This is a genomic window from Clostridium sp., assembly GCF_047718555.1.
Taxonomy (GTDB): domain Bacteria; phylum Bacillota; class Clostridia; order Clostridiales; family Clostridiaceae; genus Clostridium_I.
In genome coordinates this window covers 1-14,619 of record NZ_JBDNRK010000026.1, presented here as the reverse complement: position 1 = coordinate 14,619, position 14,619 = coordinate 1, and the positions used below count along the sequence as shown (strand labels likewise).

Below are 14,619 nucleotides of genomic sequence, written 5' to 3'. Positions count from 1 at the left end.
TAATTTACTACAAATTTCTTTTTAAAATTCTATATAAATTATTTACATAAAAAATTAAGCATTACTAAAGATTTTCTATGCTTTATTACTTATTTTCACAACCTAAGAATATTAATGTCAAATATATTTATTAATAAATATATTTGACATTAATATTTATATAGTGTACTATTTACATATAACACAATAACGTATTTATTAAAACCAAGTTTATTAGTTTGCTATTAATATTTAGCTTTACTTACTCATTAGCAGTAATAAAATAGTAAATTTTAAAATTTTAAGGAGGTATATCATGATAGAAGTAAAAAATGTTTCAAAAACTTACAAAATGGGAAAGGAAATAGTTACAGCTTTAGATAATGTAAATGTTAAAATAAACGATGGTGAATTTGTAGCTATTGTTGGACCCTCTGGTTCTGGTAAATCCACTCTTATGCACCTAGTAGGAGGTCTTGATACCCCTACCTCAGGAAGTATTTATGTTGACGGCAAAGATATTAGTAAATTAAAGGACAAATATATGTCCATATACAGAAATGAAACAATAGGCTTTGTTTTCCAAGCTTTTAATCTTGAAAATACTCAGACAGCACTGGAAAATGTAATGATGCCTCTTATATTTGCAGGAGTAGGTGGAAGAGAAAGAAAAGAAAAGGCTAAGAACGCTCTTGAGATGGTTGGCCTAGGAGATAAAATAAAGCACAGACCTACTGAAATGTCTGGTGGACAAAGACAGAGGGTAAGTATTGCAAGAGCTCTTGTAAATGAACCAAAAATAATTTTTGCTGATGAACCTACTGGAAACCTTGACTCTAAAAATGGTGAACTTATAATGAATCTCTTAACGGATTTAAATAAAAAAGGTTACACTATAATTATGGTTACACATAATATGGAGGAAGCAAGAAACTCTAAAAGAATAATAAAAATTAAAGACGGACAAGTTCAGGAGGTGTCAATAGATGAAATTTAATGACGGATTAAAACTGGCATCAAGAGACCTAGGAAGGAGAAAACTAAGGACATTTCTTACTGCACTTGCAATTGCAGTTGGTACTATGCTTATAGTTACTCTAGTAAGCCTTGGAACTTCCGGCGAAAATCTCATTTTAAGTAAATTTGAAAATAATGCTTCATTAAAAAAAGTAACTGTGGCACCTCTGAAATATTTTGACGACGAAAACACTGATTTTTCAGATTTTGACATAGATTCTATGTTTAAAAAAATTGATACTAATTTAGTAAAAAAACTTTCTAACATATCTGGAGTAAATGAAGTAAAAGCCAATGTAACATCTCCTATTGGCAGTATTAAAATAGATAATTATGAAAGTAAAGATGCTACTAAAATAGTAGGCCTATACAATAACAATAGTATTTTTAGTAATGATTCAATTCAATCTATTAGAAAAGACAATAACAATAATAATTTAAATCCTATAATTGAGGGAAGAAATTTAAGTAGTTCAGATAAGAATTCGATATTGGTAGGTAAAAATTATCTTAATAATATGGGTATAAAAGATTATAAAAGTGTCATAGGAAAAGATATAACTATAATTCAAAATAAAACACAAAATCCCAACATCACTATACCCCCACTTCAAGTTAAAGCAAAAATAATTGGAGTTATAAATGATAAATTTGAAACTAAAGATGTATTAATAACCTCAATAGATATAGTAGATAAAGTAAAAAGTTATTATTCTCTTCAGGAAAACTATATTGATACTAATGGCTATGATTCTGTAGATTTATATACTGATAATATGAATAATGTATCAAATATATCAAATTCAGTAAAAAATATGGGCTATTATTCTTCAAGCTATCAAAAAATAATAGAACAGATTAAAGGATCCTTTAAAGTAATAAAGGTTATACTTGCAGTTTTAGGACTAATAGTATTGTTTGTTGCAGCTGTAGGTACAATAAATACTATGGTAATGGTTATATATGAAAGAACTAAGTCCATAGGAATTATGAAATCTATAGGTGCAAATAGAAGTAATATTCACGGAATATTCTTAATGCAGTCTGGTATAATAGGCTTTATCGGAGGTATAATGGGACTCATATTCAGCACCATTAATATAAATATAATTCAATTGGCACTAAGAATATTTTTACAAAGTAAAAATATAAAAGAAACAATTAATTTTGTCATGCCTTCCTGGCTTATATTAGGCTCTCTTTTATTCTCAATTTTAATATCAATAATAGCTGGTATCTATCCATCAATAAAGGCTTCAAAGATGGATCCTGTAGATGCATTAAATTCATAAGGAAGGTGATTTAAATGAAATTAATTGATTGTATAAAAATGGCTTTCAGTGATCTTAACAAAAGAAAGCTTCGAACAAGCCTCACTTGTTTTGGTATAGCTATAGGTACTCTTCTAGTAATAGTAATGGGAGGACTTGGCCAAGGCATTCAAACAATAAGCAGCGATCAAATAAAACAAGTAGATTCTTTTAGAACAATATCCATAAATAATTCTGGAAATGATACTAAAAGTAAGATAATAGATGTGAGTAATCTTAACAAATTTAAAAACATAAATGGAGTTTCAGAAGTTACAGCATCCATAAATACAACAGCCACAGAAATCACTTTACAAAATAAAACAAGTAAAAAAGTTGATATAAATGGTAATAATTTAAATTTTTCTATATTTACTGATGGAGAAAAAAATGAAGTTAACGCTGATAAGAAAAAGGTTGGAAAATATGGTTCAAATCCCATTATTGCTGGGGAAATATTGCAACAAAGCAATAAGGATTCTGTACTTATAGGCCAGAGCCTACTGGATAAAATGGGAATAAAAGATTACAAAAATGTTATTGGAACTGACATAGAAATAAAAGTTTCTCTTCCTGTAATAGAAGGTGTTCCACAAAAAAATCCTCTTATAATAAAGTCAAAAATAGCTGGTGTAGTGAATAAAGCTTTCAAAAGTGGTGGATATACTATTACTGCTTCTGATGAATTAGCTTCAAAAATTCAAAACTACTACATGAATGATAGCGACTATTTAAATAAGCATGGATATACAAATGCACAAATTGAAGCTAAATCTATGGAAGAAGCTTCAGCAGTAAATGATTCTATTACAAAATTAGGTTATAAAACTCAATCAAATGTTTCCCAAGCAAATCAAATGAATAATATGCTGACTATTGTTAAAGTTCTTCTCACAGCTGCTGGAGTTATAGTTCTTTTAGTTGCTTCCATAGGAGTTATCAATACCATGTCAATGGCAGTATATGAAAAGACAAAATCTATAGGCATAATGAAAGCACAGGGAGCCTCTAGAAAAAATATAAGAAGAATGTTTATAGTTCAATCTGGAAGCCTTGGCTTTGTGGGGGCTGCTGCTGGTACTATAATTGCCTTAATAATTGGAACTGCCATTAATAAAATACTTATTGCAAATAAAATAGGCGGTTTTGAAGAAGGCATGAAAATAGTAGATATACATGCATCTACCGTATTATTTACAATCATATTTACTATAGTAGTTGCTATGATTGCAGGTATTATACCTGCTAGAAAAGCAGCAAAATTAAATCCTGTAGATTCCTTACGATTTGAATAAAATAAAAACAACTATAAAAATCAATAAAAACTACATGATTTTCATAGTTGTTTTTTAATTATATATTGCAATAAATCATATTCATTGCATCTAAACAAATTCTAACTAAATTTTATTTATTAAATGAACAATTTTAATTGCAAATTATATATATTATTTTATTAAATCTTTTCCGCCCATATATGCTTTTAAAGCTTCTGGTATAGTTACAGTTCCATCTTCATTTTGATAATTTTCCAGTAAAGCGGCCACAGTTCTACCAACAGCCAATCCTGAACCATTAATAGTGTGAACAAATTGTGGCTTAGATTTAGCATCTTCCTTATATCTTATATTGGCACGTCTTGCCTGGAAATCTTCAAAATTACTGCAGCTTGATATTTCCACATATCTATTATAACTTGGCATCCAAACTTCAATATCATATTTTATTGCAGCAGTAAACCCTAGATCACCTTTACATATTCTAACTACTCTATAAGGAATACCTAAAATCTGAAGTATTTCTTCTGCATCTGCAGTAAGTTTATCAAGCTCTGCATAGGACTGCTCAGGTTTGGCAAATTTAACAAGCTCTACTTTATTGAATTGGTGTTGGCGAACAAGCCCTCTAGTATCTCTTCCAGCTGAACCAGCCTCTGATCTAAAACATGCACTATACGCAGCAAATTTTATAGGTAAATCTTCTCCCTTTAGCGTTTCATCTCTAAATAGATTTGTAACAGGTACTTCTGCGGTAGGAATTAAGAAAAACCCATTGTTTTCAACCTTAAATGCATCCTCTTCAAATTTAGGAAGTTGACCGGTTCCAGTCATACTATCTCTATTTACCATGTATGGTGGTAGAATTTCTGTATAACCATGCTTTTCAACATGTGTATCTAAGAAAAAGTTTATAACTGATCTTTCCAGTCTTGCACCTAGACCTTTATAAAAAGTAAATCGTGATCCAGTTACTTTTCCTGCTCTTTCAAAATCCAATATATTAAGATCTTTTCCAATATCCCAATGTGCTTTTAATTCAAAATCAAACTTTCTTGGTTCTCCCCATTTTCTTATTTCAACATTGTCCTCATCAGATTTACCTTCTGGTACACTTTCATGAGGTATATTTGGTATTCTCATCATTATATAATCTAATTCTTCATCTACTTTTACTACTTCTCCATCTAAAGTTTTTATCTCTTCAGAAAGTTTTTTCATATCAGCCATTAGACTATCTGTATTTTCACCGGCTCTTTTTAACTTTGCAATTTCTCCAGATTCCTTATTTCTTGTGCTCTTTAAATTTTCAACCTCTACAAGAATTTTTCTTCTCTTCTCATCTAGACCTACAACCTTATCAATATCACCTAAATCAAAATCTTCACCTCTATTAGAAAGTGATTTTTTGATTTCCTCTGGATTTGTTCTTATTCTTTTTAAATCTAACATAATGTTACTATAAAACTTTACTATAAGTTTTATAGATTCCTCCTTCCGCTTAAGGGTATTAAAAATATTATATAAAAATTTTTATCACAATTTGTATAAAATTTATTAATTACATTAACTAACAAACAATATTAAACATAGATTATTAATTACAATTTATTACTAAAATATTTACAATATTTTAACTCACCATGTTAGTTTATCATTTATATACTAAAAATTCAATTATAATACCAAATCAAACGTATAAAGGACACTACTTTTAGAATTTTTTATATACAAGGCATATTCCAAAGAAATAATTAGTCAGTATGCTATAATCTTCGATTTATTATTTCTTTTCACATGCCTAAAACTAATCCAAGGTGTGTATAAATATTCCACTTCTTATTTTAGGCTCAAACCAGGTGGATTTTGGAGGCATAACCTTTCCTTCATCTGCAATTCTCATGAGTTCATCTATGGTAGTAGGATACAATGAAAAAGCTATTTTCATATCAGTTCTTACTCTTTCAACCAGTTCCTCAATGCCCCTTATACCACCTACAAAATCAATTCTTTTATCCTTTCTTGGTTCTTTAATACCTAAAACAGGAGATAATAAATTATTTTGAAGAATAGAAACATCTAATGATTCTACAGCATCCTTATCGTTAAAAGTGTTATTTTTAGCTTTTAATTTATACCATGAATTTTCAACATACATACCAAAAGTATGTTTTTCACTAGGTTTAAACGCACTTTCATTATCTAATTTATCTATTTCAAAATTTTCAGATATATTATTTAACAATTCTTCTAATGTTAATCCATTTAAATCTTTAACCACTCTATTATAATCAAAAATTTTTAATTCTTTATCAGGATATAAAACTGATAGAAAATAATTAAACTCTTCATTTCCATAATTTATCTTTTCTTTTCTCCTGTTTACACCAACTTTAACAGCGGCGGCTGCCCTGTGATGGCCATCTGCAATATATAAAGAATCAACTTTTTCAAATAAACTAGTTAATTTTTGTATTATTTCCTCTTTCTCTATTACCCATACAATATGAGTAATTTCATCTTCTGTAGTAAAATTATATAATGGAATGGTTTTTGTTTCATTATCAATTATATTACTTATTTCTATATTCTTTTTATAGGTTAAAAATATAGGACCTGTATTTGCATTACAGCTATCTACATGATTTATCCTATCCTTTTCCTTATCTTCTCTTGTATACTCATGCTTTTTTATAGTTCCATTTATATAATCATCTATGGCTGTACAGCCTACTATTCCAGTTTGAATTCTTCCATTCATTATCTGCCTATATATATATATATTAGGTTTACCATCTTTAACAAATACATCCTTATTTATTAAATTGTTTAGATTTTCCTTTGCTTTTTCATATACTTTTGGATCATATGGATCTATTACTTCATTAAAATCTATTTCTGCTCTATCCACATGGAGAAAGGAATAGGGATTTCCTTCTGTCATTCTTTTAGCTTCTTCATAATTCATAACATCGTAAGGAAGAGCAGCTACCTTTTCCACAAATATATTTTGGGGCCTTAGTGCATTGAAAGACTTAATTTTAACCACTTTAACTCCTCCTAAAATTAGTTCTTATTATTAAAGAAATCTTCTACAATACTCACAATCTCTTCTCCTATTCTACCTTGCGCTTCTACAGTAGCAGCACCTATATGAGGAGTTAAAGATATTTTGGGATTTTTTATTATTGCTTCATTAACAGGAGGTTCTTTTTCAAATACATCTAATGCCGCTCCAGCTATTTTGCCGTTGTCTAAAGCTTTAACTAATGCATTTTCGTCAATAACGCCTCCTCTGGCACAGTTTATTATATAAGCACCATCTTTTATAATTTCAAATTCCTTTTCCCCTATAACATAAGGTTCTCCTTTTTTATAAGGAATATGAAGTGATATAAAATCTGATTCCCTTAAAACACTTTCTTTATTAGTACAGATAAATTTTTCATTATTCTCTGTAGTACATATATCATAATAAATTACCTTCATACCAAAGGCAACAGCCCTTTTTGCAACTTCTTTTGCTATTCTTCCAAAACCAATCAGTCCCAAAGTTTTTCCATATAACTCAGTACCTTCATACTTTTTCTTTTCCCATTTACCATCTCGCATTGTTACATTGGATAAGTGAATTTTTCTTGCAACAGCCAGCATATGCCCAAAGGTCATTTCTGCAACTGATATACTGCTTGCATTAGGAGTATTATTAACCTTTATACCCTTTTCTAGTGCATAAGCAGCATCTATATTATCAATTCCAACTCCACCTCTTATTACAAGTTTAAGTTTTCCAGTACTAGCTGCTATATCAATTAAATCTTTTCTAACTTTAGTAGCAGATCTAACAACCAGACAATCTATACTTTTTATTTGCTTTAAAAGCTCATCGCCCTCAAAATGATCTTTTAAAACTTCATAACCCTTTTCTTCTAATGCGTCTATTGCCCCTTTTTCCATTCCATCATTAGCCAATATTCTTACCATGTTTTTGCCCCCCCAAAAATTTATTATTGAATTAAGCAAGTAATCCAAAACATTAGCACCAATTAAATATTTTATTACTTGCCACATTTAGAAAGATTACTTGCCTATCTCAGATTTATTTCAATTTCAGTATATCATTTATATTTTCTATAAGATCTTTGATATCATCCAATGAACATTCTGCCATGTGAGCAATTCTAAAAGTTTTATCTTTTATTTTTCCATAACCATTTGCAAGAGTAAGACCTCTTTCCCCTAGAGCCTTATTCAAATCAGCTATACTAATATCTCTTGTATTTTTTATTACAGTAACAGTATTGGAAAGATGATTTTTATCGCCAAACACATCAAAATATTTTTCAGCCCAATTTCTTACATAGTTTGCCATCTCTATATGCCTTTTAAATCTATTATCCATGCCCTCCTCTAACATTTTATCAAGAGCATAATCTAAAGCATACATATGAGAAATTGATGGTGTTGATGGATATTGATAATTTCTCTTTATAATAGCTTCATGTAATTTCAAAAGATCAAAGTAAAATCCTCTATTTTCAACTTGTTTTGCTCTTTCTATTGCTCTAGTTGAAAATGAACATACTGCTATTCCTGGAGGTAATCCTAGAGCTTTTTGTGAAGATGTTACACAGATGTCAACTCCCAATTCATCTACATCAATTCTCGTACCAGCCATAGAACTTACAGTATCTAAACACCAGATTATATCTGGATACTTTTTGACTACCTTAGCAATCTCTTCAACTGGATTCATTATTCCTGTAGAAGTTTCATTATGAGTAATAGTAATCAAATCATATTTCCCTGTTTTTAAAACATCATCTACAAATTCAGGCTTCAATGCCTCTCCCCACTCAAATTCATATAGATCAGCAGGCACACCATTACATTTTGCAATTTCATACCATTTTTTTCCGAAAGCTCCAATTGAAAATATTGCTGCTCTCTTTTTAGTACAAGATCTAACTGCACCTTCCATAAGTCCACTTCCAGATGATGTGGAAAGTAATATTTCTTCTTTTGTATTAAATACTATTTTTAATTTTTCACTTATTCTTTTCTGAAGTTCTGATGCATCTTTACCTCTATGGCCAATCATTGGTGTTGCCATTTTTAAAAGTACATCTTCACTTACCTCTACAGGCCCTGGAATAAATAATTTTTTATGCATATTTTATTGCCCCCTTAATAAAATAAATATTTTTATAATATTGCCCCAAATATTATATATTTTGGAATTATTAAAGTAGACCTTTTTATTCTCCGGAAAATAAAAAGAGCCTTTCGTCCCAAATAAAGGGACGAAAGGCTCCGCGTTGCCACCCTAATTGATCAAATAAATTGATCCTCTTAATTTAAATAACGGCTATTAATACCGTATTGCTCATCGCAATCCCTCTGAGGTGGATTCACTAAATGATAACTATCGATTTACACCAACCATCGACTCTCTAAAAATTTCATCAAGTTACTATTCTCTTCACAGGTTTTATAAATTTATTATCATTATATGCTCACCAAAATACTATGTCAATAATAATTTATATTTATTTTTCTAATTTTAGTTTACATAATAATCATATTTTTATTAATATATATCTATTTAAATATAATTTATCAATTATCTTACATATAAAAGTTAAATTTTATAAATAATATTAATTATTTTATTATCTTAAAAATTTTATAAATATAAAATTAAAGCAATTTGACAATTATTTTAGTAATGTATATAAACCTCAGCATTTTGTGGAGTATTATTGTATATCCATTTCGCATCATCCATAGATACTCTAACACATCCATGAGAAGCAGTCTTTCCAAGTTTTGATTTTTCTACTTTATTTTCTTCTTGTTCTACTTTATTATTATGCTGAATTTCATCAATTGGAACCGAATGTATTAAATAATTTGAAAAAAATTGCACAGGATACATTACTGTTTCATTTGTTCCATCATTATTATTAAGCTTAAGTCCATTTGGATAAACTAATTTTTTCTTTACTTTAAAAATACCAACAGGAGTTTCGGTATCCGCATTACCTAATATGCCAGTAGAACAAGCAATCTTTTTTCTTATAACATTTCCATTGCTGTATATATTAACAATCTGTTTTGTTAGATCTACGTCTATTATATAGTTACTAAACTCAAGAGGCATAGCTTTTAAATTATTATTATCTTTCTTTACCCATCCTTTAACTGAAAAATTATCTTCACAATAAATATATCCATCTTTTTCTTCATAGGCTACAATTTCACTATCTCTGTCTAAACATTTTATTAAACTACTTTCATCTCCAATTTTTTTATACATTTTTATACCATTTTGACTTATATAATATGTTTTTTTGAAACAGTCATTAAGCGAAAATATAGATATATTGTCTTTTATCTGATTTTGCATATTCTTTATTACTTGATTTTTAATAGAATTTTCATCTGCAACCTTTGAAGAAGTTTCTATTGCCTTATCCTGATTTGATACAGATCCAAATAAAAATGACGGCACCATAATAAAAAAACAAGTCATAATTATAGATATTAAACATGATAATAAAAATCTACCAATACTCTTAAACTTCATCCTAATATTCTCCAAATACTATAATATATTTAACATTATTAACCATTAAATAAATTTTAAACATATTAGTATAAAGTTTATAATTAGTAAGCTTTTTATTTATTATTTTCTAGTACATTTCCTAAATCTTTAATATACTCACCGTATTTTACCCAGTCTCCATTCTTTTGTGACTCAATTGCTTTATCATAAATATCCTTAGCCTGCTTTAATCTTTCATCACTTATAACAGATTTATTTTCACTTGTGTCAACCGCATTATTCTCATCGTTATTATTAAATAATTGTTTTAAAGCACTACCTATATCAGGTGCCATTACAAACTTTTCTCCTGAAGATAATATAACTCTTTTTACTTCTGGTATACTATTTTTACCTTGAGCTCTTAAATACAGCGGCTCCACGTAAAGCAGTGAATTATTTATAGGAATAATTGACGTATCTCCAAATTGAACCTCTGACCCCTGAGTATTCCAAAGTGCTATTTCCTTAGATATATCAGGATTTTGATTTATTCTTTGTTTAAATAAATAAGGACTATATATAGTTTTTTCTGTTGGTAGACTATACATGATTAATTTTCCATAGCTATTTCCGTCCATTCTTGCTGCAAGTATACCTACCATATTTTCTTTATTTTTCATATTAAAATATTCAAGTAAAACAGCTTCTTCCTTTTTCTCATCTGGAAGTTTCATAATAACATAAGATGAGTCATTCACACTTTTTGCACCATTTATGCTTTTTTGATTTTCAGAAACGGACCACAAATCTTCACCATTATAAAAAACACTAGGATCTGTTACATGATATTTATCAAATATATTACATTGCATATTAAATAGATCCTCTGGATATCTAAAATGTTCTCTTATTCCTTGTGGAAGTGTATTTACATCTTTAAATAATCCTTTAAAAATTTTATTATAGCTATTGGCAACAGGGTCTTCTTTATCTATCTGATAGAAATTAATGTCACCATTGAAAGCATCAACCACAACTTTTACTGAATTTCTTATGTAGTTTATATTATTTACAGGCTGAGAAAACGGATATCTATCAGAAGTAGTATAAGCATCCATTATCCAATAAATTCTGTCATTATATACAATGGCATATGGATCTTTATCATAAGTTAAAAAAGGTGCTATTTTCTGTGCTCTGTCTAATATGTTTCTATTGATTAAAATTTTACTACTTGAATTTATAGAGTTAGAAACTATAAAATTAAAATTCCTCTTGTTAATTGTAAACAATAATCTATTTATAAAATTGGCCTTTAATCCAGCTTTTCCATTATAATTATAAGTTGTATCTGAACTACCCTTTGGATAATCAAATTCTCCTAATCTATTATTAACAATAACATAATCATTTGTATTTTCTCCAAAATAAATTCTTGGATTGTCTAAAGTAATACCAGAATTATTATTGGTAGGTATGTCCTTCATTAGAAATTGTGGTTGTCCCTCACTAGTAATAGAATTTACTTTACTCATTACTAGGCCATATCCGTGAGTATAACTAAGATGTTTATTTTGCCATGTTCCAGCATTACCCGTTAGTGCATTTTGGTCAATCTCTCTTGGTGATATAAAAACCTCTGTCTGTTTTCCACCTATATCATATCTATCTACATCAACATCATTAAAATTATAATAATATCTATATACTTGAACTTGATTATAAAATTCTAAAGATTGTCTAAAGGAATTTAATTTTATATTATTTATAGTATCCATATTAGTATTTATATCTTCCTGTGATAAACTATCTTTAATACCATATGGCTTTATCTGAATTTTATCTAAATTAAATGCTTTTTTAGTAAAATCCATACTATATTTTATATATTTATTTTCTAAAATTCTCTCATTTGATTTTACAATTACATTTTGTACCATAAATGAAATGGCATTTTCAGAAATCACAAGAACGATTATTAAAGTAATAGAAATAATTATAGGTCTTACTTTAGTTTTTAATAAACTTACAACAGTAATAACTGACGAAATTAAACATACTAACGCAATTAATCTAAAAAATAATAAAGACACATTTATATCAGTATAACTGGCCCCAAAGGATATTCCCCTAGAACTGTAAACTAAATTCCATCCTTTTATAATGTATCCAACAGCTAACATTATAAATATTATTGCTGAAACTATTGCAAGCTGCCTTCCTGCAAACTTAGTTATTCCACTTTTTATATATTTGAAATTATGAATACTATTAAATTTATTTTTTCCATACATATATCTATCTCTAGTAAGTAGTACAAAATATACACTAAATGTTATAACAATTAAAAATATTAATAAAATCATGATAACTCTATACAATGATTCTATTAATGGTAATTTGAAAATATAAAAGGATATATCTATATTAAAGATTGGATCTTTTATATTAAAAGGTGATGAACTTTGAAATTGTAATATTTTATACCAATACCTAGAAGAAACATAGAAGGAACTTACAAAAGATATTATAAAATTGATTATAATAAAAATTCTTTTTTCCATTTTGTTTTTATTAATCTCAACGTTTAATTCTTTTCTATAAGTGATGAGACTCTTTCTAATGCTTTTATAATATAAATAAAATACGAAGTACAAAATTGCAAACATAGGAATCATTAATTTTAGTACAGAAAATAATTTTGTAAAATATATAGATAAATATCCCACTTCCTTATACCACTGAACATTTATTATAAAATTTACTATTCTGTCAGAGAATATTAAAGCAACTATTATAAAAAAAATAGTAGTTACAAGTATAATCTGCTTTTTCAAAACATCACTCTCCATTAATTTATCAATGAATCTTATTTTGTGGAAGTTTGTACTTCCACAAAGTTTAGATGAATTATCCAGCAACTAGTCATCGGATAAATTTCATCAATTAAATCTCTTTTAATCATATATTATATACTATACTAATCAGATACCAAATATCTCTTTTTATTTAATTCATTTAATATATTTTTTAGAGAATCTTCATCTTCTACACTTATAGTATGAATATGAACACCCCCAGTCAAAATTGATAGAGGTTCAGCTTCATATTTATTCAACTTCGATATAAAATTTTCTACATCGAAAATGGTTTTAATCATTAGTATTCCTCTTATTTCTCCGTAAAGCTTATGCTCAATAATCACATCCTCTATTATTCCACCAAATTTTACTATAGTTAAAAGCTCATCTTCTATTTCCTCTGACTTATGACACACTGCTATAACTTTTTTTATTCTATTACTTTTATTTTTAGATATTATATATCCTTTTGGAGTGGAAATAATATCAATTCCAGCTGCCCTCAATATAGCTATATCCTTAACTATTATTTGCCTTGTAACTCCAAGTTTTTCTGCTAACATACTACCCTTTAATGGATCCTCTTTTTCCTGTAAAATATCTTTTATATAATTTCTTCTTTCATAAGAATTCATAAGTTTACCTCCAAAATATTTTACCTTATATTCAATTAGTAAAATGATTTATTTATTAATTAATTTTTATTATCGCAAAATTTAATTATTTCTAATTCATCATTATTTATTTTATTATGATGATTCTCAATTAAGTATAGAAATCTTTTATCATATCCATATTTTTTTAGAATATCCGCTCCTATTTTACCATGATTATAATATATATTAATTTTTTTTACACCATTAAATTTTCTCATTTTTCCTTTAGATAAATAATCTAAAATTACCAATATAGACTTATCTATAATATTTAAATTTCCTTTTATCTTTCCTATATCATGTAATAATGCTATTTTTATTAAATAAGAAGAATTTATTTTCTTATCATAACAAATTTTTTCAATATCTTTAGCCACATTTATACAATGCTTTTGTTCATGTAGAGAAAGATTTTTAAATAACATTAATTCATTATTATTTAAATTTTGTTTTATATATTTAAAATCATCTTTAGTAGGCTTTGCATTAATATATAAGATGAATTGTTTTATTCTATAAAAAAACATTAAAAGTCTACCTCACTTAAATTAATAGAATATACTATATTTATTTCTCTTAAAAATATTATATATTTTAATATAAACAAAAGCCAGTATTATGGAAAATAGATAAAACTTCACATTAATACTGACTTTAAATAATCATTAATAATTAAGATAATTTCTTATAAAATATATAAGAAAGGTCTTTTAATTTTATAGTAAAATAAAAAACAGCCCTAATGGACTGTTTGGTGGAGATAAAGAGATTCGAACTCTTGACCCTCTGCGTGCAAGGCAGATGCTCTCCCAGCTGAGCTATACCCCCATATGGTGGACCTTCAGGGACTCGAACCCCGGACCAACCGGTTATGAGCCGGTTGCTCTAACCAACTGAGCTAAAGATCCATTACCCAGCATCGACCTACTCTTCCACAGGGCTACCCCTGCAGTACCATCAGCACAT

At 28.0% G+C, this 14,619-nt stretch carries 11 protein-coding genes, 2 tRNA genes and 1 other annotated feature; of the genes, 3 read left to right on the top strand and 10 right to left on the bottom strand.

Features of this window, described 5'->3' with window-relative positions; all coding sequences use genetic code 11:
* Nucleotides 1-295: 295 nt before the first annotated feature.
* Genes ABF633_RS11760 through ABF633_RS11750 form a run of 3 tightly spaced genes read left to right on the top strand, consistent with a single transcriptional unit; the run spans nucleotide 296 to nucleotide 3,601 of the window.
* Nucleotides 296-976 carry an ABC transporter ATP-binding protein gene (locus tag ABF633_RS11760; protein WP_415523941.1) on the top strand — a complete coding sequence of 227 codons (681 nt, stop codon included), beginning with the start codon at nucleotides 296-298 and terminating at the stop codon, nucleotides 974-976.
* Nucleotides 966-2,288, top strand: coding sequence for an ABC transporter permease (locus ABF633_RS11755; protein WP_415523940.1), 1,323 nt, complete (start codon nucleotides 966-968; stop codon nucleotides 2,286-2,288). Before ABF633_RS11760 ends, ABF633_RS11755 begins: the two co-directional genes overlap by 11 nt.
* A 14-nt stretch (nucleotides 2,289-2,302) precedes the next feature.
* Entirely contained in the window at nucleotides 2,303-3,601 is a 1,299-nt protein-coding gene (locus tag ABF633_RS11750; RefSeq protein WP_415523939.1) for an ABC transporter permease, read from the top strand.
* A gap of 153 nt (nucleotides 3,602-3,754) precedes the next feature.
* Here ABF633_RS11750 and serS read toward each other — a convergent pair whose 3' ends face one another.
* From serS to ABF633_RS11700, 10 genes are all read right to left on the bottom strand, one after another.
* The gene (serS, locus tag ABF633_RS11745) at nucleotides 3,755-5,035 is read right to left on the bottom strand and encodes a serine--tRNA ligase (protein WP_415523938.1); all 1,281 of its coding nucleotides are present in this window, start codon (nucleotides 5,033-5,035) and stop codon (nucleotides 3,755-3,757) included.
* Between the two features lie 355 nt (nucleotides 5,036-5,390).
* A complete protein-coding gene (locus ABF633_RS11740; protein WP_415523937.1) occupies nucleotides 5,391-6,632 on the bottom strand; it encodes a DUF1015 domain-containing protein in 1,242 nt (413 codons plus the stop codon).
* 17 nt (nucleotides 6,633-6,649) lie between these two features.
* Nucleotides 6,650-7,567 (bottom strand): D-2-hydroxyacid dehydrogenase, encoded by a 918-nt coding sequence (locus tag ABF633_RS11735; RefSeq protein WP_415523936.1) that lies wholly within the window; start codon nucleotides 7,565-7,567, stop codon nucleotides 6,650-6,652.
* Nucleotides 7,568-7,682: 115 nt separating this feature from the next.
* Nucleotides 7,683-8,756, bottom strand: coding sequence for a pyridoxal-phosphate-dependent aminotransferase family protein (locus tag ABF633_RS11730; RefSeq protein ID WP_415523935.1), 1,074 nt, complete (start codon nucleotides 8,754-8,756; stop codon nucleotides 7,683-7,685).
* Between the two features lie 123 nt (nucleotides 8,757-8,879).
* Nucleotides 8,880-9,078, bottom strand: a binding site (T-box leader).
* A 227-nt stretch (nucleotides 9,079-9,305) separates the two neighbouring features.
* Complete coding sequence (locus ABF633_RS11725; RefSeq protein WP_415523934.1) at nucleotides 9,306-10,172, bottom strand: L,D-transpeptidase; 867 nt, start codon at nucleotides 10,170-10,172, stop codon at nucleotides 9,306-9,308.
* Nucleotides 10,173-10,267: 95 nt separating this feature from the next.
* Nucleotides 10,268-12,973: a UPF0182 family protein gene (locus ABF633_RS11720; protein WP_415523933.1), complete on the bottom strand. Its 2,706-nt coding sequence runs from the start codon at nucleotides 12,971-12,973 to the stop codon at nucleotides 10,268-10,270.
* 143 nt (nucleotides 12,974-13,116) lie between these two features.
* On the bottom strand, nucleotides 13,117-13,632 hold the full coding sequence (locus ABF633_RS11715; protein ID WP_415523932.1) for a transcription repressor NadR: 516 nt from the start codon (nucleotides 13,630-13,632) through the stop codon (nucleotides 13,117-13,119).
* 59 nt (nucleotides 13,633-13,691) lie between these two features.
* Entirely contained in the window at nucleotides 13,692-14,180 is a 489-nt protein-coding gene (locus ABF633_RS11710; RefSeq protein WP_415523931.1) for an HDIG domain-containing metalloprotein, read from the bottom strand.
* A 225-nt stretch (nucleotides 14,181-14,405) separates the two neighbouring features.
* Nucleotides 14,406-14,481, bottom strand: a tRNA-Ala gene (locus ABF633_RS11705).
* Between the two features lie 3 nt (nucleotides 14,482-14,484).
* Nucleotides 14,485-14,561 (bottom strand) — tRNA-Ile (locus ABF633_RS11700).
* Nucleotides 14,562-14,619: the final 58 nt, after the last annotated feature.

Coding starts and splice junctions, on each gene's coding strand:
- ABF633_RS11760 (WP_415523941.1), top strand. CDS start 296: ATGATAGAAGTAAAAAATGTTTCAAAAACTTACAAAATGGGAAAGGAA.
- serS (WP_415523938.1), bottom strand. CDS start 5,035: ATGTTAGATTTAAAAAGAATAAGAACAAATCCAGAGGAAATCAAAAAA.
- ABF633_RS11755 (WP_415523940.1), top strand. CDS start 966: ATGAAATTTAATGACGGATTAAAACTGGCATCAAGAGACCTAGGAAGG.
- ABF633_RS11715 (WP_415523932.1), bottom strand. CDS start 13,632: ATGAATTCTTATGAAAGAAGAAATTATATAAAAGATATTTTACAGGAA.
- ABF633_RS11750 (WP_415523939.1), top strand. CDS start 2,303: ATGAAATTAATTGATTGTATAAAAATGGCTTTCAGTGATCTTAACAAA.
- ABF633_RS11725 (WP_415523934.1), bottom strand. CDS start 10,172: ATGAAGTTTAAGAGTATTGGTAGATTTTTATTATCATGTTTAATATCT.
- ABF633_RS11730 (WP_415523935.1), bottom strand. CDS start 8,756: ATGCATAAAAAATTATTTATTCCAGGGCCTGTAGAGGTAAGTGAAGAT.
- ABF633_RS11710 (WP_415523931.1), bottom strand. CDS start 14,180: ATGTTTTTTTATAGAATAAAACAATTCATCTTATATATTAATGCAAAG.
- ABF633_RS11735 (WP_415523936.1), bottom strand. CDS start 7,567: ATGGTAAGAATATTGGCTAATGATGGAATGGAAAAAGGGGCAATAGAC.